Raw genomic sequence first — 21,594 nt, 5'->3', positions numbered from 1 at the left:
TCATTTTTTTTATACATCGTGAATATAGCTAATAAATATCCCCTCCTTTAAATCCTTTTATTAAAAGTTCTACTTAGATTTGCATAAATACAGATAAATATAAGCTTGGCTTTTTGGGTGATCTTTAGAATACTGCTGCCTTTCCTTATGACTTTATGCTTATGACTTGGCTGTTATTTATTCTTGGTGCAATAGTCGCAGGTTTTGTACAAGGACTTACAGGTTTTGCTTTTGCCTTAATTGCCATGTCTTTCTGGGTATGGGTATTGCCACCGCAAATTGCAGCACCGTTGGTGGTGTTTGCTTCGGTATGGAGTCATATCATTTCATTATCGAATGAGCAAAAGCATCCTCATCTCAATAAATCATTGGTTATACCGTATCTAATTGCAGGTCTTATTGGCGTACCTTTAGGAACTTATTTACTGCAAATGATTCAGCCAGCGACATTTAAATTGGTTTTAGGCTTATTTTTAGTGTTGTGGTGTCCCATCATGTTCTTCAATCCACAATTTCCACGACTGCAACAATCCGGAAAATTTGCAGATAGTCTGGTTGGATTTATCGGTGGAATACTGGGTGGCTTAGGCGGATTTTGTGGCTCACTACCTTCTACGTGGGTCATGTTGAAAAACCTGTCCAAACAAGAGCAACGTTATATTTTACGGCATTTCAATTTCGGCATTCAGCTTTTCACCTTGGTTGCCTATTTGCTTCAAAGCACATTGGAAATAAAACTACTGCCTTATATGCTCATCTTGCTGATCAGTGTAAGTTTCCCTGTAATCTTGGGCGCAAAATTATTCTATAAAATTTCAGAGCGACAATTTAAACATACCGTATTAAGTCTATTATTTGCATCGGGTAGTTTTTTAATTTTCAGCACCCTGCTCTAAATTTATTAATATGAAATATTTAAAACTCACATGCAGCGAGTTAAAATAATTTTCCCTGAAATATATTTTAAAGAAATCAGATAAATCTCATTTAATCAAAAAACACCCAATTGGCATTTCACATTCCATTAATATAAGAGAAAACTTTATACAATAACTTATCCTCGCCACTAATTTTTCTAAAATGAAAACCTTGATTTTATTAGCAGGTATTATTGTTCTCACTGGCTGTAGCTTAGGTACATCTCGCGATGTCAAGCATGCAGAAAAAATGCTTTCAGATTTTCAGTGTAATAAAATTGAAAGTGCACAAATGACGCATAGTTCCATTACCTCATTTCACGAACAATCCTTGGCTGCTAGCCGCCAAAAAGCTGAATCTTATGTGCAAAGTTATAAAGAAGGTGAAGAGTTATTTGATGTTCCATTAACCGATGTCATTAAGGAACAATATGTCAGGTATCAAGAGGCTTGCCAGCATTTAGGTGGAATTACTTCAACAGCAAATAAATAAACATATTTCATCTCGTTAACGGAATGCTCTACAGCTCTATTTATTACTAAAAATTGTCAGATCACATGCTGACGGCAAATGCTAAACGTCGTAGCAATCTTTTACTGATTCCTAAATCTAAGCCACGTTTAAAGCAAGACAGGGATAAACTCCCTGTCTTTTTAAAAATTATGCTTCAGTGTAATAACGCTTATCAACACTAAAATTTTCTGGAAATTTGGCATTGATTTGTGAGTAGAAACTCATAATTTCGGCCATATCTTTTTCATAATCCCCAGTAGGATATACAATTTTTCCTACTCCGGTTTTTTTCTTGGCATAATCCATATAAGCCAAAGCAATCGGTACACCGGCAGCAGTGGCCACATGATAAAACCCGGTTTTCCATTGTTCCTGTTTTGCACGTGTAGCTTCAGGCGTTACCAACATTACCAGCTTGGGATTGTGATTGAATAAATCAGCCATGACCTCAACCATACTTGGTCGCGGCTGGCCTTGTGTTTTGGGTGTGCGGTCAATACCGATTCCACCCAAAGCACGTACAAATGGTCTAAACGGAAACTTCATATAGCTGTCTTTAATGGTTATACGAACATTTACCCCTAAAGCTTTTAGGGCCAAACGGGCATATAAAGCATCCCAATTACTGGTATGTGGTGCAGCAATCATTACGCACTGATCTAAATCAAGCGGCCAATGATTATCAATTTCCCAGCCCATCATTTCCAAACTTTGTTCAGCTAATTTTTCGAACACAAAAACACCACACCCTTATAAAGTGCGCAGATTTTAACAAGGTCACTAAAATAAGATAGCTCAACATGTATAATTAATAATCAATTAATATATAAATGTATAATTTAAAATAAATGGATATTTTTTAATCTTTATATCTCGCAAAAACTTATTAGTTTAGAAATGAAAAAAATTTACAGAGCGTTTTTTAAATAAAGATATTCATATCTCATAAAAACTCATGCAGGAAATAACAAAGCACGAACAATAACAATCTTTAATAAACCTTCTTTCCTACGTAGTTTTAAAAGTTACATTACTTTATAAAAGGAAAGAAATCGTGAAAAAAATAATATTAATTCTGCCTCTTATCACTATCGCTCTAACTGCCTGTAGCAAACCAAATACCGATACACCTGAAAATAATCAAGCACCTGAAAATACAATTACTCAAACTGAGTCTATGCAACCTACCACGACTCAACCCGCGACCCCGATGGGTGATACTGCAGAAACCTCACTAGATTGGGCCGGTAAATATAAAGGTGTTTTTCCATGTGCCGATTGCCAAGGCATTGAAACAGAACTGGAGTTAAAAACAGATAAAACCTATGAATTAACACAAAAATATTTGGGTAAAGGAAAAAATAATGAATCTAAAGTCAAAGGCACGTTTAGCTTCGACCCCGATAATCCATCTGTTATTCGCTTGGATAAAGCAGGTGAAAATCGTAAATTTTTTGTAGGTGAGAATTTTGTTGAAGCGCGTGATATCAACACAGGCAAAATGATTGATTCAAAGCTTAATTACAAACTACAGAAAGATCTTAATTAATTCAGCTTGGTTCTGATTTGCACAAAAAGCCTGAAATCGGGCTTTTTTAGTTCCTCTATTTCTGTATATTCGTCACGATTTGCTACAAATAAACCGTCTAGTTAGTGAATGAATACTAGCGAGATCATTCAGTTATGCTTACTGTTAGAAAATATCTTTCTAATTAAATGATCATTATGAAACAAGCGATGATTACACTTAGTTTTTTTGCCCTATTACTTTTAAGTGGCTGTGATAACAAGAATAGTACATCCTCAGTAAATGAAAAATTTAATCTACCTGAACAGCCTCCACAACCGACACAGGTTCAAATTCCCAGTTGGGTTGGTCATTACCAAGCATTTATCCCCTGTGATGCGTGTGAAAAAAAACTCATATCAATCAGACTTCATCAAAACAAGACTTATAGCCTAAAAGAAATTAGTTTCTTTAAGCAAAAGACTAAACAAAAAGAATCTTCGGGAACATTTACTTTCGACGAGAAAAATTCAAATTTATTGCAATTAATGGACGATAAAACCCAACAAAGTCGTTATTTTTCTTTGCATGCTCATTCAATCGAACCGCTTGATCAAGATAAAAATCAGTTCAAAGATTTTGAAAAATACCAAATCCCTCAAGTACAAGCTATAGAAGTCAATAATGCACTGAAATATGTAGATATTCAGGCAGATTTATTTAAATCAGAAAAAATAGAATCGAATGGTATTGCAAGCACCCAATTGACGTATTTTTTTGAGATTAATAATCAGTCAGATCGCCCCCTTAAATTACGCGACAGCGATATTGTTTTAGTGGATAATAAAAATAATGAGCATATTGCTACGATTAAAAACAATCCAATCTCACCCATCAAATCCAATAGCACTCAACATGAATTGGTGGTATTTATTCATCCAGATTCTTCTCAACCCTCTTATATCAAAATTAAATAATTAAATAATTAAATATAAGTAGGATGGGTTGACACTTTTAGCTTAAAAATAGTGAAGCAGTAAAATCAAATCGCCAAACCCACTTTTACTATTCGCTATGCTTCGTACCCTGCTGAAAGATCAACACTGGCAAAAGTTGAAAGTTATTTTGCGTAACTTATTCAGTCACTACAACCCAAAGTTACCTCATTTTATTGAAGCTATTCTCTATAGAATTAGAACAGGCTGTCCGTGGCGAGGTATTCCTTCCTGTAGCAGTTTAGAAGAATAGCTACTCGATATGACAAGCTCAAAAGAAATTATAAAAGTTCTGTTGCTTTGCCTGTATATTTTTATGGCTACCTTTATAGGTTTAATTATGAACAGTAAATGTCAACAGCCCCTAATAAATATTACAAAAATTAAAGTAAAACAATTTTTATATTTAAAAACTACTCTCGCTAAGTGTATTTAAAAATTAAATTCATTTCATTTTTTAAATCATTTGAATAGCAACACAAAACAGCTCTTTTAATATTTACAACTTATTACATTGTTATAAAAAGTGACGAAAAATAATCCATTTATCCTAATTTGAGGATATTTTGCGCACATTCAGCTTGTTTATGCTCTATGCACAATAATCAAAGGTTATGATGGAGTAGAAAAATGAAAAAAGTGCTCTTGGCATTTGCCATTGCGGGCTTACTTACAGCATGTAATGACGATAACGATGACGATTTTAACCCACCCCCTACCACTACCACTCAACAGGGACAACTCGTTGATGGACCAGTATCTGGCGTTGAATATCAAACGAGTAGCGGTATAAAAGCTAAAACCAATGCTGAAGGTTATTTTGACTATAAAGCGGGCGATACCATTAAATTTTTTATTGGTGGCGTACAGCTAGGTGATTCAATTCCAGCTTCTGCTCGAATCACTCCATTGCAATTATCTACTATAGAAAATGTTCGTCAAAATATCATCGTTTTTTTACAAACACTTGACACCGATGCCAACCACGACAACGGCATCCAAATTAGTGATGCTGACTTCACCGCACTGGCTAACAACACCATCAACTTCAACCAGACTTATGATCAATTTATTACAGATCCTGTTTTTACCGAACTTAATAAAACTCCAGTTGCCTTAGCAACTGCACTCACTAATGCCGAAAATGCCTTCTATAAAGATATTGCTGGAAGCTGGGAGTTGAGTCATACCGGGCAGGATGCTGTGGTTGTTCATATTTCTCCTTCTGGGCAATATATATTAGGAGAAGTAGATGGAACTGATCTGACGGGTAGCGGCGTAGAATCCGGTACATTGGACTGGAATCCAATTACTGGACAAATTAATCCAGCAATTGAGACTGATACCAATGGCGAGCTAGGACTGTCTAATCCAAACGGAGGCGTACCGTTTACCTTAAATTATGATCGAACCAACCTAACACTGGTCGAATCTGGTGTAACGAATGGTGAAAATAAATTAAAACGGATTAGCACCACTGTAAACAATCTTCAGGACAACTGGTTCAGTGATACAAATGCAATCACATTCTTCAGTGACGGTTATTATATGTATATTGACAGTTTAGCAAATGATGACTGTGACACATCGACGCAGGGGGTTGAATACGGTAAATACAGCACGACCAATGGAACTGTGGTTGCCACTCAAAGTATAGTGGATACAACTGGCTGTTCAGGACTTGTAAACGGAACAACGCTTTATCCAGCGTTTACCTACACGGTTGTTACTGGATCTTTAACTCTTGTCAGCGGTGATATTTCATATACTTTCAATAAAGACTTCCTAACTACTGATACTACTGATACTCTTGTTGCTACCGAATAATAATCAAGATATATCTATCCAGAATCAGCTTCTGGATAGATTAACTTACATGTTCAAAATCTAGAGTAAGGCCAATTAATTTATATAAAAACTCTACCTGGCTATTACATTGCATTTTTGCATAAATATTTTTTAGATAAGTCCGTACTGAACTTAATGTCAAGTTGCAATGCACTGAAATTTGCTCAAGGTTATATCCATTAACAAATAATTCGCACAATTCACACTCCTTCTTCGACAACCCATAAACTTCCTTTAAGTAAGGTAGTGCAAGGTTATATTTTTTTTCTGTTTCAGTAATGAATAGAAGCACATACTCCTTTAAATGGTCTTTTAAATCTGCAAAATGCTGCGTACTGTTAAAAGGTGCAACAGTGAGCATAAACTTATGGCCAGCTTGATCAGTTAATGCCAATAACCCGCCGACCTGTTTTTTTGTATATTCAGATTCAACTCTAGCGCTCAATATTAATTGTTCTAAATCGGGTTGAGCCGTCTTACTCACATTAATTCGATTATTTTTATCCAGTTCAACTACGTTGGATTTTGCAAAAATAGATTGGGCTTTTTGATTGAGATATTGCACTTTTCTATCTATATCAATCAGTAAAATACCAGTTTTTGCTGCATTCAGTATTTGGTATAAATTATGATTTTCTAAACGAGCCAAACTTAATTGTTTATGAATTTGCAGGGCGCGTCGCAAATGCAAACCCATTCTTTTTAAAATATCTAGTTCAAACTGACTAAAAGGTTGATCTTGCTCGCTCCGATGAATTCCAAGTACAGACCATTGATGATCACCTTGATCCAACAACACCGCAGCAATAAAACAAATCCCGATAGGCTTTAAACATTTTTCATAAAAAATAAACTCATCCGTACCAAACATTTGACTATAGTGGGATAAATTTTGACTTATAGTATTTCCTATACCTAATTTTTGCCAGAGTGACAAATGTAACTTCTTATCAATAATTCTTATTCTTTCTTGTTGACTGCTTTCTATACTTTGCTGGGGAAGATTATAGGTATAGACAAAATTATATGCGGGATTTAATTGATCTAGAGCAGTGAACATGGCAGCTTTGCTTTCAGTATATTGAACAATGTGTTGAATTACCTTAGGCCACAAACTGGCATCCAAAGCAGCTTCATAAATTTGCCCGATAATTAGATTCTCTAACTCATTATTCATTATTTTCACCAGTTACACACAGATAGAAAATTTATTAATTAGTTTTTCTTAAGAATAGAGAATTAAAGTAATTAGTCAAACTTAGCGTATGAATCATTTGAATATGATTATTTAAAAAAAATCCCCGCATTTTGCGGGGATTTTTTTAGATCGGATGATCAGTATGAATTACATCATACCGCCCATACCACCCATACCGCCCATATCAGGCATAGCAGATTTATCTTCTGGAATATCAGTAATCATGCATTCAGTTGTAAGCATTAATGCAGCAACAGAAGCAGCGTGCTCAAGTGCAGAACGTGTTACTTTTGCAGGGTCAAGAATACCCATTTCAAGCATGTCGCCATATTCGCCAGTCGCTGCGTTATAACCGAAGTTACCTTCGCCATTTTTCACAGCGTTGATTACAACTGAAGGTTCATCACCTGCATTTGCAACGATTTGACGAAGCGGAGCTTCAATCGCACGACGTAAAATGTTGATACCGACATTTTGGTCATCGTTTGCACCAACAATACCATCAAGCACTTTAGCTGCACGTACTAGCGCAACACCACCACCTGCAACCACACCTTCTTCAACTGCAGCGCGAGTCGCGTGAAGCGCATCGTCAACACGGTCTTTTTTCTCTTTCATTTCAACTTCAGTGGCAGCACCGATTTTGATCACTGCAACACCGCCTGCTAATTTAGCAACACGTTCTTGAAGTTTTTCTTTGTCGTATTCTGAAGTTGACTCTTCAATTTGCGAACGGATTTGTTGAACGCGATCCGCGATTTGCGCTGCATTTCCTGCCCCATCAACAAGAACAGTATTTTCTTTAGATACTGTTACTTTGTGTGCTGTACCTAAGTGCTCTAGAGTTGCCTGTTCAAGTGACATGCCAATTTCTTCAGAAATTACAGTACCACCCGTCAAGATCGCGATATCTTGAAGCATTGCTTTACGACGGTCACCAAAACCAGGTGCTTTAACCGCACATACTTTAATGATACCGCGCATGTTGTTCACTACAAGAGTAGCCAACGCTTCGCCTTCAACATCTTCAGCGATGATAAGCAGTGGTTTACCTGTTTTAGCAACCGCTTCCAACACACTGATCAATTCACGGATGTTGCCAATTTTTTTGTCAACAAGAAGAATGAAAGGATTTTCAAGTTCAGCGGTTAAGGTGTCTTGTTTGTTTGCAAAGTACGGGCTGATATAACCACGGTCAAACTGCATACCTTCAACCACGTCAAGCGAATCTTCAAAGCCTGAACCTTCTTCAACAGTGATAACGCCTTCTTTACCCACACGTTCCATTGCTTGCGCAATAAGTTTACCTACAGTGGTGTCAGAGTTAGCAGAAATCGAACCAACTTGTTCAATCGCTTTGGTATCAGAAGCAGGTTTAGCAGTAGCTTTAATATTTTCAACCACAGCGCGAACTGCAAGATCGATACCACGTTTCAAATCCATTGGATTCATACCGGCAGTAACTGATTTGATCCCTTCGTTCAAAATTGCTTGAGCCAATACAGTTGCAGTGGTTGTACCGTCACCTGCGATGTCATTGGTTTTTGAAGATACTTCACGAACCAATTGTGCGCCCATGTTTTCAAACTTGTCTTTAAGCGTAATTTCTTTGGCAACCGTTACACCATCTTTAGTGATGTGTGGTGAACCGAAAGAACGGTCAATGACAACGTTACGACCTTTAGGACCTAAAGTTACTTTTACCGCATCTGCAAGTATATTCACGCCTGCAATCATTTTGCTGCGAGCTGAATCACCAAATTTTACGTCTTTAGCTGACATGCTTTACTCCAAATATTTTAATTTTCAAAAATTTGATTAACTGAAACAGGTCTGAATTAGTCTTCTAAAACGGCTAAAATGTCAGACTCTTTCATAATAAGAAGTTCTTCGCCTTGAAATTTTACAGTGGTGCCTGCATAAGTACCGAACAATACTTTGTCGCCTACTTTAACGTCTAAAGCACGTACACCATTGTCAGTAATCTGACCATTCCCTGCTGCAATGATTTCACCTTGAGCCGGTTTTTCAGCAGCAGAACCCGGAAGTAAAATACCGCCAGCGGTTTTAGTTTCTTCTTCAACACGACGAATAACTACGCGATCATGTAATGGACGAATGTTGCTCATTGGAAACTCCATCAGACTAAGTCTTTTATAGTAAAGTAATGATGACTTTGTTATTCCATCGGTCATCATCAAAAAAATAATTTCGATGACACTTTGGTGGGGATGGAAAAAAACGCTTCAAGGGGGCAAGCAAAAAAAAGTACTGTTTTTTGTGTGTTTTTTATTCGATCTCAGATATTTCTGTATTTATTCAACATTTTCTTCTTTTAATACAAATTTTTTTTGCTGTTCATCAAAATAATAATGCTGCACATCTGCATTTGCATGAATGACATTAAAACTATTTGGCAAGCCATGATGTAGCCGATATGAAGTCGCCGTTCCGGCATGAATATCCAGTACTGGATGTGCTGCGCCTAAATGATAAATCCGGTTTAAATCATAAACTGCCGATTGATGCAGATGCCCATGCAATAAACCATTTAAACCACTTTGACTCCAGGACTCCAAAGCCATCCGTCCCAACATGGGACAATCTTTCACACCATGCGAATCATTCGGTGGGGTATAAAAAGGTTGATGCGCAACGATTAGTTTGATTTTATCTACAGGAGCGATCATTAACGATTGGTCAACCTGCTGAATTTGCTGCAATGAGATATGGCCGCGGGTGTGATAACGCCGCCGAATGCTATTTACCCCAATAATATAAAAATGCTCAGTTTCCAAGCTGGTTTCCATATTGCCAAAGAACAATTTATAACGGGTAAATGGGCTAAAGATACGGTTCCACAATTGATACAGCGGAATATCATGATTACCGGGCACCACCAAATACGGCAGATTTAAACTTTCCAAGAATTTTTTGCAATCATAAAACTGTATGTAGCGTGCACGCTGGGTTAAGTCCCCACTCACTACAACCGCTTCAATCTGTTGCTCTTGGCAAAATAAGCGGATTGCCGCTATACAGGCGAGTTTTTCCGTACCAAAATGCAGATCAGACAGATGCAGAATCATGGGGCACCATTATTTTTAAGGCATTTTTACGCACTGAAATTTTAAGTGGAGGCTGTATTTCAACAATTTCACCATCTAAAGCAACCGTTAATTTTTTCCGTTTTGAATAAATCTTGACTTCATCTGCTGAAAAACTATACACATCTGCTGCTTTATCCAAGTTTCCCTTGATTAATTGCCATAAAATTTTAAATAAGGTGCGTTTATCACTTTTAGCAACGACTAAACCGGCGACCTTTCCTTTTTGAGCAGATTCAGCAATACGAAGGTTCATCTCTTCCAGTTGCAACTGATTATTGCCAAAGAAGATCAGAGGCGTTTTAACAGGATATTTTTTGCCATCCACTTCGACTTCAAGTTTTAGTTCTTTACGGTCACGAATTAACACATCCAGACCTGATGTATACGCATTTAAAGCAAAACGACCGAAACGCTGGTTATATAATTCACGTTTTTGAATAAATAAGGGGTATAGCCCCAAACTGGCATTGTTTAAATAAATATGATCATTGATTTGTGCCACATGTACTTCACGCATTTTTCCTGTGGCGATCACATCCGCAGCTTTTAATAGATCTAGTGGAATATTGAGTAATCGTGCCACATAATTGAATGTTCCTAGTGGCAAGATCCCCATGGGTATTTCAGTTTGCATAAGTTTCGCAGCAACTGCGTTTAAGGTTCCATCTCCCCCTGCTGCAACGATCACCCCAAGCTCATGGGCTTGTTGATGGCGTAAAATAACTTTGTTCATCAAATGATCAAAACTTACCTCTGCACCAATTTCAAAAACCTGAATTTCATAACCATACGCAGTTAAATTTGTCATAAGCTGCTCAAAGACTTCATCTTTATTCGCTGCATGAAATCCAGACTTTTCATTATATATGAGCGATAAGGGCTTTAAAGGTTCTGACATTTTTATATCTTTTTGAAGCAATTGCTCTAATCTTGTCCAAATTATCAGCAATTAAAAGTCTCTTTATGTAAATTTCGAATGACAACCATTTATTTAATCAATAATAATTCTCATAAAAAAAATATCAATAACATACTGTTTTTAAAGTAAATAATTTAAATAAATAACCCTCATAATATAAAAAAATACTATTTCAAATCTTATTTAAAAAACATAAGTCATTGTTTTAAATATATTTAAAATATAATAAACCTTATCTCTCCTCCTATTTCACATACCTCTTTAGTCTTATTTTTTTTATGATTTTATGCTTTAATACAGCCACTTTTTTTTATATTTCCATCCAGGCGGTGTATCCCCATTGCTTGGATTGTACTTTGTACATTCAAATTGTACACATATGAGATAGGCCTCACCATGACCCAAGTGAACGCACCAGAATTCGTTCGACACCCTAAGCTTATTGCATGGGTTGAAGAAATTGCAAAATTAACGAAGCCAGCGAAAATTGAATGGTGTGACGGTAGCGCAGAAGAATATCAACGTTATATCGACTTGATGATCGCTAACGGCACTATGCAAGAGCTTAACCAAGAAAAGCATCCTGGTTCTTACTTAGCTAATTCTGATCCTTCTGACGTTGCTCGTGTTGAAGGTCGTACATATATCTGCTCAGAAAAACAAGAAGATGCAGGTGCGACAAACAACTGGGAAGAGCCTGCTGAAATGCGTAAGCGTTTAAGCGGTTTATTTGATGGCTCAATGAAAGGTCGTACTTTATATGTCGTACCTTTCTCTATGGGCCCTTTAGGCAGTCATATTGCACACATCGGTATTGAACTCACCGATTCTCCTTACGTTGCTGTAAGCATGTCTAAAATGGCTCGCATGGGTAAAGCTGTTTATGACGTTCTTGGAACTGATGGCGAATACGTTCCTTGCGTACACACTGTAGGTGCTCCGCTAGAACAAGATCAAAAAGACGTTGCATGGCCTTGCAACCCTGAAAAATACATCGTGCACTACCCAGAAACTCGTGAAATCTGGTCTTACGGTTCGGGTTACGGCGGTAACGCATTGTTGGGTAAAAAATGCCTGGCTTTACGTATTGCATCTTCTATGGGTCGTCAACAAGGCTGGTTAGCTGAACATATGCTCATCCTTGGCGTGACTAATCCACAAGGTGAAAAACACTACATCGCAGCTGCATTCCCTTCTGCTTGTGGTAAAACCAACTTTGCAATGTTGATTCCACCAGCAGGCTATGAAGGCTGGAAAATTGAAACTGTAGGTGATGATATTGCCTGGATCAAACCAGGTGAAGACGGTCGCTTATATGCAATCAACCCTGAAGCTGGTTTCTTCGGTGTAGCACCGGGTACAAATACCAAAACCAACCCGAACTGTATGGCTACATTGACTAAAGATGTAATCTATACCAACGTTGCTGTAACTGACAACGGTGAAGTTTGGTGGGAAGGTCTGACTAAAGAAGCACCTGCGAACCTGACTAACTGGAAAGGCCAACCACACGTTGCTGGTGAAAAAGCTGCGCATCCAAATGCTCGCTTCACTGTTGCTGCAGGTCAATGCCCTTCTATTGATGCCGACTGGGAAAATCCAGCGGGTGTGCCAATCTCTGCGTTCATCTTCGGTGGTCGCCGTGCAGATACCGTGCCTTTGGTTTCTGAAGCATTCGACTGGGTTGATGGCGTTTATAAAGCTGCAACAATGGGTTCTGAAACCACTGCTGCTGCTGTTGGTCAACAAGGTATTGTTCGTCGCGATCCGTTTGCGATGCTTCCATTTGCTGGTTACAACATGGCTGACTACTTCTCTCACTGGTTAGAGTTGGGTGAACAAGTCGCTGCTAAAGCAGAAGCTGCTGGCAACAAACTTCCAAAAATCTTCAATGTAAACTGGTTCCGCCGTGATGCTGAAGGCAACTTCGTATGGCCTGGTTTTGGTCAAAACATGCGTGTTCTTGAGTGGATGATTGATCGTTGTGAAGGCCGCGCTGAAGCGACTGAAACACCAATCGGCCTGGTTCCTACTTATGAGCAATTGAACTGGACAGGTATCGACTTCTCTAAAGAGCAGTTCGAAACTGTTACAGCGCAAGATAAAGACCAATGGATCAAAGAATTGGAAAGCCACACTGAATTGTTCACTAAATTGGGTGACCGTTTACCAGCTGCGCTTAAAGCACGTCAAAACGAGCTTTTAGAAGCGGTAAAATCTGCTTAATCTCTTGAATTAATGAATAAAAGGTCACTTCGGTGGCCTTTTTTTATATTAATATAACCGCAAATAATTTCATAAAAACCATAAAGATAAAATTTCATATTAAAACATCCCCCTAACAGCTTGCCTGCTCGGTTGATCTAGCCTAACTATGGTTTAAGAGTATAGAAGAGCGCTCAGCTCTTTACATCTGTGCAATCAAAGGCAGGTATGACTCAAGCCAATTTTCAGATCAAAAAGTGAAGTACAGTTGGCAAAGGTACTTAGGGCAATGTAGATGAGCAATATTTACGCTGAGTCGAGCGCACACCAGGTCGTTTACAACGTGGTCATCAATTATAATACGCAAGCCAAAAATTGGGGTTCTGGCCTTGGGGTAGGATAAGACCAGTGGTTTTTGGTACAGTAGTTCAATGGAATACGCCTGTGAACTGCACTGCATGACGACATTGAAATTTAAAGAGAAAGATAAATCGAAAGCTAAATTCAAAATTTGATTTAAGATTATTACTGGAATTTGCTTCAAATAAAAAGACCACTCAGTGGTCTTTATTGCATGTCTAACAACTTAAGCTGCAGTATCTTGCGATCTTTTAAGATGCAATTTCGCAAGATATTGATCCAATAATTGAATCTCATGCTGTGTAAATTGAAAGCCGATTTTGCTTCTGCGCCATAAAATATCTTGACTGGTTCTGGCCCACTCTTGATCAACCAGATAATCAACTTCTTTGGCGAAGAAGCCGTGTCCAAAGTCTTCACCAAGTTCATCGGTCGTTGAAACATCCTTTAAAAACAGCCATACCCGTGAACCATAGGCATGTGCCCAACGTGAAGCCAACTGAAATGGCACATCTTCCACACTTTGCATAATCTGCTGCATTAAAAGCTCAATCGAAATCAGGTTTTCTGCACCAGGTAACAACGCTTTCTCAGTCAATGACTTTTTCATTGGAGGAAAGAAAGGTTGCAAATGTGCCATTGCAGATTCAGCAAGCTTTCTATAAGTCGTCAGTTTTCCGCCAAACACTGAAAGTAACGGCGTATCATTTTGTGGGTCTTGAGATATCGCCAAAGTATAATCACGAGTGATTGCTGAGGGATTATCAGACTCATCATCACATAAAGACCGCACCCCTGAATAGGTCCATAAAATATCCGCAGGCCCCAACTGATGCTTAAAATGATCATTATAAACATCCAGCAAATAATCAATTTCAGACTGGGTAATCTTGACCTGATCTAGATCGCCATCATATTCATGATCCGTGGTCCCAATCAAGGTGTATTGATCCAAGTACGGGATTGCAAAAACAATTCGCTGATCATCATTCTGAAGAATAAAAGCTTTCTCCCCTTCATAAATTCTTGGCACAATAATATGGCTACCTTGAATCAATCGGAGTCCATACGGGGATTTTTGTTTTAAGTTCTGTTGAATAAATTGTGCAACCCACGGCCCAGCAGCATTCACCAATGCTTTGGCTTGAACCTGATAAGTGCCTTGGGCATTTTCCAAATGAATCACCCACAGCCCATTTTCACGGTATGCAGATGTACATCGCGTTTGTGTGACAATATGCGCCCCCATCTCATGGGCTTGCATCGCATTTAAAACGACCAAACGTGCATCATCTACAGCACAGTCTGAATACTCAAAACCCTGGGTTATTTCTTGTTTTAAAGGGCTGGTTGCTGGATCAAAGTGAATATGCTTTGAGCCTGCTAATTTTTCTCGTTTTCCCAAATGATCATATATAAATAGCCCCGTCCGAATGAGCCAGGCAGGGCGTAAATGTGGCTGATGAGGCATGATAAAACGCAAGGGACGGATAATATGCGGGGCTTTGGCCAACAAGACTTCACGTTCAATCAGTGCTTCATGAACCAAACGGAACTCTTTATGTTCAAGATAACGCAAACCACCATGAATAAGCTTACTGCTCGCAGAGGAAGTGTGACTGGCCAAATCATCCTTTTCACATAAAAATACAGATAACCCTCGCCCAACAGCATCGACTGCAATGCCGACACCATTGATGCCTCCACCAACCACCAACACATCATAGACCGGCTGACTCACTTGCATGCCCACCTCCTCTAATCTTGTCAAAACAGCTGACTTACTTAAATTGCTTGTTATTCTAGGAAACTTACCACCATTTAAGCTGAAATGACACTTGGAAATCACGGATAAATGGAAGGAATATAAAATAACAATGGGGTTGTGATATCAGAAACAAACCATGCATATAGATCGTTCACTTTACTCTCCCCTTCAACTACTTCACTTTCAGAGACTTAAATTCGAACATTTTTCATACAGAACTAAAAACTCGTATGCTTATATCGTTAAAACAATAGGTTTAACATCTAAAAATAATAACAAAATGGATTTGGACAAATGATTGAAGATAACGTTCCTCAAGTAAATCTAGATACCAAAACACGGGTCAAATCCATTCTGGGTGGTTCAGCCGGTAACTTGGTCGAATGGTATGACTGGTATGTCTATGCCGCATTTACCTTATATTTTGCGCATGCCTTCTTTCCCAAAGGCAGTCAAACAGCACAATTGCTTCAAGCTGCCGCCATTTTCGCAGTCGGCTTTTTAATGCGCCCAATTGGTGCCTGGATCATGGGGATTTATTCGGATAAAAAAGGACGTAAATCAGGGCTCACCCTTTCTGTAACCCTAATGTGCATTGGCTCCCTCATGATTGCGATCTCCCCAACACATGACCAAATCGGGGTATTTTCACCTATTATTCTTGTGGTTGCCCGCCTTATACAGGGCTTAAGTGTCGGTGGAGAATATGGTGCCAGTGCCACTTATTTAAGTGAAATGGCGGAACGAAACCGACGCGGTTTCTTTTCCAGTTTCCAGTATGTCACTCTCATTGCCGGTCAACTTACTGCACTCTGCGTTCTGCTTATTTTGCAGTTGGTACTGACTGAAGAACAACTGCATGACTGGGGTTGGCGAATTCCATTCTTTATCGGTGCTTGCTTGGCCATAGTCGTTTTCTATATTCGACGTGGACTCCTCGAGACCCAATCTTTTAAAAATGCACAAAAAGATAAGAATCAGCCTGAATCGAGTATGTTTGCACTGTTCAAACATTATCCTAGACAGGCATTTACGGTGTTGTTTTTAACCGCAGGTGGTACAGTAGCCTTCTATACCTACACCACCTATCTGCAAAAATATTTAGTCAACACCTCGGGATTTAGCAAACCTGAAGCCACGCAAATCACCACTCTGGCACTGTTTATTTTCATGTGTTTACAACCTTTTGCCGGAGCTTTATCCGATAAAATCGGACGTAAGCCAATCATGATTGCCTTTGGAGTACTGGGCGTTCTATTTACCTATTTCTTATTTGACAGACTCGGACAGACCCAAGACTACTGGTCTGCATTCTGGATCTGTTTAGTCGGCTTGATCATTGTTACAGGTTATACTTCAATTAATGCTGTAGTAAAAGCTGAAATGTTCCCTGCACATATTCGTGCATTGGGGGTCGCATTTCCCTATGCACTTGCCAATACGCTCTTTGGCGGAACAGCAGAGTTTTTTGCACTGAGTTTCAAAGAAGCTGGACATGAATCTTGGTACTTTATTTATGTCACTATCTTAATTTTTATCTCATTGCTTGTTTATATCTTTATGAAAGATACCAAACACCATTCAGAAATTAAAGAACACTAATTTCTCGTTATTTTTTAAAGCCTCTCTCTGAGAGGCTTTTTTATTTACTGTTCTATTGAATAAAAATAATGAGTTAGACTTTCTAAACGGTCAAAATTAAAACAATGCCCAGACTACAGTTATATGAAAAAACGAAATATAAGCGTGTAACGTACCTGTAAAAATTTATTTCTATCTCTCAAAATGAATTATATATTTTAAAATTTGTGCATCTTGAAGAGTTCAAAAGGATGTGTTTTGCCAATATTCTTTTGTAGAATTAATTGTTCTAACAGAATCATCTACTCAGGTTGCCGCTCTGCAGCTTGATAGAAAACTCGTTTCAAATCTATCCTTGGCGGCTTCGCAGATAATTTAATTGACTGCTTCAGTCTACCGTTAACACGCTACGCGATAAAGTTGCTCGTAAACCACTTATGATCGCCTTTGGAGTATTGGGTTGTATTGTTTACCATTGCAATTTTTAATGACTTGTGAGATCTACCACTCATCCAACCACTGCATTCATGCTTTGGATGAGTGGCATGGTCATTGTTACGGGCTACACTGCAATTAATGCGATAGTTACAGCGAAACTCTTCCCTGCACACATTCGTGCATTGAGTGTGACTTAAGCGTATGGCATTGCCAATACTTTATTTGGCCGTACAGCAGAACTTATTGCGCTTAACTTTAAAAATGCCGGTCATGAAAATGACTTCTTGTACTCCATTTCCTTCATGATTGGCTTGTCACTCATTACCTACGTATTCATGAAAGATACCAAAAAACACAGCATAATTAGCGAAGACTCAGTCCAGCAAATTTAGTTAAACAGTCATCTACAAAAGCTTTCCACGTTGTCACAATTGGAAAGCTTTTTTATTGGATAAACACCTTGATTACATCGTTAAAAAAGCAGGCCTATGGCATACTCAATACAATAAAAACGCTTGGAACTTTTGAAGATGAACAATACCTATAAATTGCTTGGCTTAGCTTTTATGGCGCTTGGACTTGCTGCGTGTCAAAGCACACCGCTTCAATACAATGGTAATGTAGGCTATCAAGTTGAGAGCAAGTCACCTAACTCGGCAACTTTGGCCTATACTTTGGCAGGTCGCAAGAACCAGCAAGTAGATGAGATAAAATTACAACGTGCTTGTCAAAAAGTATTAGGTTCAAATAAACAATACAAAATAGATATTTTAAGCATAAATGAAATTGCCAATCCAGCAATACAGACTCCACAATATGGTCGTCAACTGGGTCAAAGTCGCACTAGTATAAGCTTAAGCAATACGCCAGATTTGTATAATAGTGAAGATATGGCAACTCGCCAAGCTTTAGAGGCTCGTCCAAGTACATTAAGTGTGGTTCGTTATATTTGTTCTTAATCGACTTAAAGGCTATATTAAATAAAAAGACGCTGTTTACAGCGTCTTGTAAAAACTCACATTACGAAATTCTTTAGATTCATCCAAATCAGGCCAAGTCGTGGCACTGCGTTCATCTAATTTTTGATATTGTGGATGACTGAAGTTTTTCACACGGCTATCCGCCACCCAAACCTCGGGTGCAAATTTTAAAAACTCATCCAAGAAAAAACGGTTGCATTGATCATAAAGCACATCTGCTGCTAATAGCACATCTACCTGCTCTGCTTTATACAAGTCGTCCAGATATTCAAGCTCTATACCATTCAATTCTGCATTGGCACGACAAGCATCCAAACTAACGCTATCGATATCACAACAAATGACACGTTTAGCCCCTGCCATTTTCGCTGCAATCGCCACTACGCCCGATCCTGCACCAAAGTCGAGTACAACCTTGTCTTTAACGTGATGCGGCTCTGCAAGCAGCCACTGCGCCATCGCAAGCCCAGATGCCCAACAAAAAATCCAATACGGTGTATCGTTCCAGATGCGACGAATCACCTCATCATCTAAACGATCAGTAGGAAATACCGGTGGAATCAGCCACAGTGAAATTGGCGTTTCAGGCAATTGCTGCGCCATCAGTTCACAACCGGGAATCACTTCATGCAAAGCTTGAATTAAATGTTTAGGTGCTTTAGAAAATTGCAATGTACAGCTCATTAAAAATTTAACCTTTGTTAAAGCAGAGTAAGTCTTTAACCCTTGATACGATACGATACGTGCCGTCGTCATCCACAACTGTCCGAGACATGACGCTATATAAAAGATAATGTTTCTGCGATAAATAATTTTCTCATATTATTTGACGAGTTTTGTAGATGACCATAGTTTTGCCTACTTTTGCCGAAACAAAAGTAGGCCGAACCAAAGGTGATTCCAAATAACTAAATTTATAATGAAAAAACACCATCATATTGATGATTATTAACCTTCATATAAAATAAAAACCATGCAAATTTTAAATTCACATAGCTTTTATTTAAATATAATAAGGTATTAACCTAAAGCTTTTTCAGCAGCTTCAACCGTTTGACGAATTAAAGTGGTAATGGTCATTGGACCTACACCACCTGGAACAGGTGTATACGCAGAAGCAACTTCTTCAATACCTGCAAGTTGGATATCACCGACACCGCCGCCATCACGTGGATGGAAACCTGCATCTACAACCACGGCCCCTTGTTTAATCCAGTCTTTTTGGATCAATTCCGCTTTACCTACCGCACCCACAATGATATCTGCTTGTTTCACAAAGTCAGCTAAATTTTGTGTGCGTGAATGGCAAATCGTTACGGTTGCATTTGCTTCAAGCAGCATTGCTGCCATCGGTTTACCCAAAATTGCAGAACGGCCAACAACAACTGCATGCTTACCTGCAATTTCAATGTTGTTTTCTTTCAAAATAGTCATGATGCCTGCTGGTGTTGCAGAACCATACGCTGCTTCGCCCATGGCCATACGACCAAAGCCAAGGCAAGTTACACCGTCTACATCTTTTGCAAGAGAGATCGCATCGAAACATGCGCGCTCATCAATTTGTTCTGGTACCGGGTGTTGCAACAAAATACCGTGAACATCCGGATTGGCATTTAATTTTTCAATTTCAGCCAGTAACTGTTCAGTCGTAGTGTCTGTGCCTAATTCGACTTTTAACGAATCCATACCGACACGGCGGCAAGCATTGCCTTTCATCCGTACATAAGTTGCAGATGCACCATCATCACCTACCAAAATAGTCGCAAGAATAGGGGTACGATTTGTTTTCGCTTTTAACGCTTCAACGCGAGTTAACAAGTCAGCTTCAATTTGCTTCGCCAATGCACGACCATCTAAAACTAATGCCACGGCACATCTCCAAGTGTTGATATGAATCAATTTTGCAAATAATACATGATTATTTAGCCAATTTTATTCTATATGCCGATTTTATGTGCATATACACTATTTATAGTATTGTTTTTTTTTCAAAGATTGCTAATATGTGCATCACCAAGAGATGGCGGGGTGGCAGAGTGGTCATGCAGCGGACTGCAACTCCGTGTACGCCGGTTCGATTCCGACCTCCGCCTCCAATCTTGTAAAATGCCCGAGTGGTGAAATCGGTAGACACAGGGGATTTAAAATCCCCCGCCCACAAAGCGTGCCAGTTCGAGTCTGGCCTCGGGCACCATTTTAATACTTCTTAAAATGGTGCAATAAAAAATCCAGCTTTATGCTGGTTTTTTTATGTCTGGAATTTATCCCAGAATTATGTCTATTAAATTTTTTAGTTATTTTGCTTAAGCTCCCTTCAAATAACCTTGCAAGCTATTGTCCAGCTCTTGCTGTAAATGTTCAGGTTTAACAATTTTTAGATGAGGAATCCAGTAACGTACCAGTGGATTTAACTCTTTCTGATGCCGAATCTGACAACTAATCAGCAACTCTCCTGTTGCCGATTCATCCAAAATCACCTGTTCCGGAAAAATCCGGCGTTGTTTAAAATAAATTGCCACATCGGGGTGGACAGATAAAATCACTTCCTGTTTTTCATGCTGAAACCAAATCCCATCTTCATCTTTTAATTGCTGCAGCACAGCCTGATCATGTTCGAATTGTACAAGCCGATGGCTAGAAATAATTTTATCAATACGACCAAGACGGTAAACACGCAGCTCCTGCTTGCGTACAGCCGCCAAATACCAGTTACCCATGTGATGAATTAATCGATACGGTTTTACAACCCGCATTTGATCCCTGTAAAACAAGGCAATTTGCTGTCTTTTTTGAATACTTCCCGTCAGTACCTTAAAGTGTTCAGCATACTGCGTTGCATCTTCAAAGTTGTAGCCTTTGGCAGAGAAGACCAGATTGGCGCGATCAGCAAATAACTCTCTTAGAAAGGAGATATCCAAAGACGGATAAAGCTCATTAATTCCCGACAACTGGGCAAAATTTTTAATATCCTGTAATTGGAAACGACCCAGATAAGAAGACTCTAGATAGAATTTTTTTGTTTTCGCATCCTGCATTAAAGGGAGATAGGAATTTAGCCTGTCAAAATCACGATCAATAGTTCTGTTACTAACCTGAAACTCACGCGCCAGCTCCTGTACACTTAACTGATGCCCTACATTTAATTTAGTTAAAATACATGCCAACCGTTCCGCAAGACGCTCATGCGTTGAAGGATTAACCTTCATAAATCCCCTCTTTGTACTTTTACAGCACACTGCATAAAATGTTCAAGA

The 21,594-nt window shown here is 38.8% G+C and carries 18 protein-coding genes, 2 tRNA genes and 3 pseudogenes; 13 read left to right on the top strand and 10 right to left on the bottom strand.

The window, feature by feature from the left end; genetic code table 11:
- The first annotated feature begins 161 nt into the window (after positions 1-161).
- Positions 162-896, top strand: a complete 735-nt coding sequence (locus AY606_RS01030; RefSeq protein WP_067863414.1) for a sulfite exporter TauE/SafE family protein — start codon at positions 162-164, stop codon at positions 894-896.
- A gap of 184 nt (positions 897-1,080) precedes the next feature.
- Positions 1,081-1,410, top strand: a complete 330-nt coding sequence (locus AY606_RS01025) for a hypothetical protein (protein WP_067863410.1) — start codon at positions 1,081-1,083, stop codon at positions 1,408-1,410.
- Between the two features lie 168 nt (positions 1,411-1,578).
- Here the strand turns inward: AY606_RS01025 and AY606_RS01020 are convergent, their stop codons facing one another.
- Complete coding sequence (locus AY606_RS01020) at positions 1,579-2,133, bottom strand: 1-acyl-sn-glycerol-3-phosphate acyltransferase (RefSeq protein WP_081408349.1); 555 nt, start codon at positions 2,131-2,133, stop codon at positions 1,579-1,581.
- 352 nt (positions 2,134-2,485) lie between these two features.
- Between AY606_RS01020 and AY606_RS01015 the strand changes: the two genes are divergently transcribed.
- The 5 genes and pseudogenes from AY606_RS01015 to AY606_RS01005 all read left to right on the top strand — a co-directional run bounded on the left by AY606_RS01015 (position 2,486) and on the right by AY606_RS01005 (position 5,760).
- Positions 2,486-2,980: a copper resistance protein NlpE gene (locus AY606_RS01015; RefSeq protein WP_067863404.1), complete on the top strand. Its 495-nt coding sequence runs from the start codon at positions 2,486-2,488 to the stop codon at positions 2,978-2,980.
- Positions 2,981-3,156: 176 nt separating this feature from the next.
- Positions 3,157-3,915 carry a copper resistance protein NlpE N-terminal domain-containing protein gene (locus AY606_RS01010; protein WP_067863401.1) on the top strand — a complete coding sequence of 253 codons (759 nt, stop codon included), beginning with the start codon at positions 3,157-3,159 and terminating at the stop codon, positions 3,913-3,915.
- A gap of 97 nt (positions 3,916-4,012) precedes the next feature.
- A pseudogene (locus AY606_RS15650) lies at positions 4,013-4,168 on the top strand (transposase); the annotation flags it as partial.
- A gap of 5 nt (positions 4,169-4,173) precedes the next feature.
- Positions 4,174-4,265 (top strand): annotated as a pseudogene (locus AY606_RS16830) (IS5/IS1182 family transposase); the annotation flags it as partial.
- Between the two features lie 298 nt (positions 4,266-4,563).
- Positions 4,564-5,760: a hypothetical protein gene (locus AY606_RS01005; RefSeq protein WP_067863398.1), complete on the top strand. Its 1,197-nt coding sequence runs from the start codon at positions 4,564-4,566 to the stop codon at positions 5,758-5,760.
- 40 nt (positions 5,761-5,800) lie between these two features.
- Here AY606_RS01005 and AY606_RS01000 read toward each other — a convergent pair whose 3' ends face one another.
- The 5 genes from AY606_RS01000 to AY606_RS00980 form a co-directional block, all read right to left on the bottom strand.
- A complete protein-coding gene (locus AY606_RS01000; protein WP_067863395.1) occupies positions 5,801-6,958 on the bottom strand; it encodes a helix-turn-helix transcriptional regulator in 1,158 nt (385 codons plus the stop codon).
- A gap of 168 nt (positions 6,959-7,126) precedes the next feature.
- Positions 7,127-8,761, bottom strand: a complete 1,635-nt coding sequence (gene groL / locus AY606_RS00995) for a chaperonin GroEL (RefSeq protein WP_067863391.1) — start codon at positions 8,759-8,761, stop codon at positions 7,127-7,129.
- A 56-nt stretch (positions 8,762-8,817) separates the two neighbouring features.
- On the bottom strand, positions 8,818-9,108 hold the full coding sequence (locus AY606_RS00990) for a co-chaperone GroES (RefSeq protein WP_067863388.1): 291 nt from the start codon (positions 9,106-9,108) through the stop codon (positions 8,818-8,820).
- A gap of 186 nt (positions 9,109-9,294) precedes the next feature.
- Entirely contained in the window at positions 9,295-10,068 is a 774-nt protein-coding gene (locus AY606_RS00985; RefSeq protein WP_067863385.1) for a metallophosphoesterase family protein, read from the bottom strand.
- Positions 10,049-10,987, bottom strand: a complete 939-nt coding sequence (locus tag AY606_RS00980) for a diacylglycerol/lipid kinase family protein (RefSeq protein ID WP_067863382.1) — start codon at positions 10,985-10,987, stop codon at positions 10,049-10,051. The genes AY606_RS00985 and AY606_RS00980 overlap by 20 nt, the downstream gene beginning before the upstream one ends.
- Positions 10,988-11,404: 417 nt before the next feature.
- Between AY606_RS00980 and AY606_RS00975 the strand changes: the two genes are divergently transcribed.
- Positions 11,405-13,234: a phosphoenolpyruvate carboxykinase (GTP) gene (locus AY606_RS00975; RefSeq protein WP_067863379.1), complete on the top strand. Its 1,830-nt coding sequence runs from the start codon at positions 11,405-11,407 to the stop codon at positions 13,232-13,234.
- A 565-nt stretch (positions 13,235-13,799) separates the two neighbouring features.
- Here the strand turns inward: AY606_RS00975 and glpD are convergent.
- On the bottom strand, positions 13,800-15,320 hold the full coding sequence (gene glpD, locus AY606_RS00970) for a glycerol-3-phosphate dehydrogenase (protein ID WP_067863375.1): 1,521 nt from the start codon (positions 15,318-15,320) through the stop codon (positions 13,800-13,802).
- A 315-nt stretch (positions 15,321-15,635) separates the two neighbouring features.
- Here glpD and AY606_RS00965 point away from each other — a divergent pair, with 315 nt between their 5' ends.
- From AY606_RS00965 to AY606_RS00960, 3 genes and pseudogenes are all read left to right on the top strand, one after another.
- The gene (locus AY606_RS00965) at positions 15,636-16,943 is read left to right on the top strand and encodes an MFS transporter (RefSeq protein ID WP_067863372.1); all 1,308 of its coding nucleotides are present in this window, start codon (positions 15,636-15,638) and stop codon (positions 16,941-16,943) included.
- A 383-nt stretch (positions 16,944-17,326) separates the two neighbouring features.
- Positions 17,327-17,752 (top strand): annotated as a pseudogene (locus tag AY606_RS16445) (alpha-ketoglutarate permease); the annotation flags it as partial.
- Positions 17,753-17,890: 138 nt separating this feature from the next.
- Positions 17,891-18,319, top strand: coding sequence for a hypothetical protein (locus AY606_RS00960; protein WP_067863369.1), 429 nt, complete (start codon positions 17,891-17,893; stop codon positions 18,317-18,319).
- Positions 18,320-18,355: 36 nt separating this feature from the next.
- On the opposite strand, the gene AY606_RS00955 is transcribed toward AY606_RS00960, so the two are convergent.
- Together AY606_RS00955 and folD are read right to left on the bottom strand one after the other, a co-directional pair.
- Entirely contained in the window at positions 18,356-19,024 is a 669-nt protein-coding gene (locus tag AY606_RS00955) for a class I SAM-dependent methyltransferase (RefSeq protein WP_067863366.1), read from the bottom strand.
- Between the two features lie 336 nt (positions 19,025-19,360).
- Positions 19,361-20,209 carry a bifunctional methylenetetrahydrofolate dehydrogenase/methenyltetrahydrofolate cyclohydrolase FolD gene (folD, locus tag AY606_RS00950; protein ID WP_067863363.1) on the bottom strand — a complete coding sequence of 283 codons (849 nt, stop codon included), beginning with the start codon at positions 20,207-20,209 and terminating at the stop codon, positions 19,361-19,363.
- Between the two features lie 153 nt (positions 20,210-20,362).
- Between folD and AY606_RS00945 the strand changes: the two genes are divergently transcribed.
- Positions 20,363-20,436 (top strand) — tRNA-Cys (locus tag AY606_RS00945).
- 12 nt (positions 20,437-20,448) lie between these two features.
- Positions 20,449-20,534 (top strand) — tRNA-Leu (locus AY606_RS00940).
- Positions 20,535-20,643: 109 nt separating this feature from the next.
- On the opposite strand, the gene AY606_RS00935 is transcribed toward AY606_RS00940, so the two are convergent.
- The gene (locus AY606_RS00935; protein ID WP_067863360.1) at positions 20,644-21,546 is read right to left on the bottom strand and encodes a helix-turn-helix transcriptional regulator; all 903 of its coding nucleotides are present in this window, start codon (positions 21,544-21,546) and stop codon (positions 20,644-20,646) included.
- Positions 21,547-21,594: the final 48 nt, after the last annotated feature.

The sequence above is a fragment of the Acinetobacter sp. SFB genome, assembly GCF_001647545.1.
Lineage (GTDB): Bacteria > Pseudomonadota > Gammaproteobacteria > Pseudomonadales > Moraxellaceae > Acinetobacter.
The sequence above is the reverse complement of the archived record's forward strand: the minus strand, read 5'-3'. Positions and strand labels throughout refer to the sequence as shown.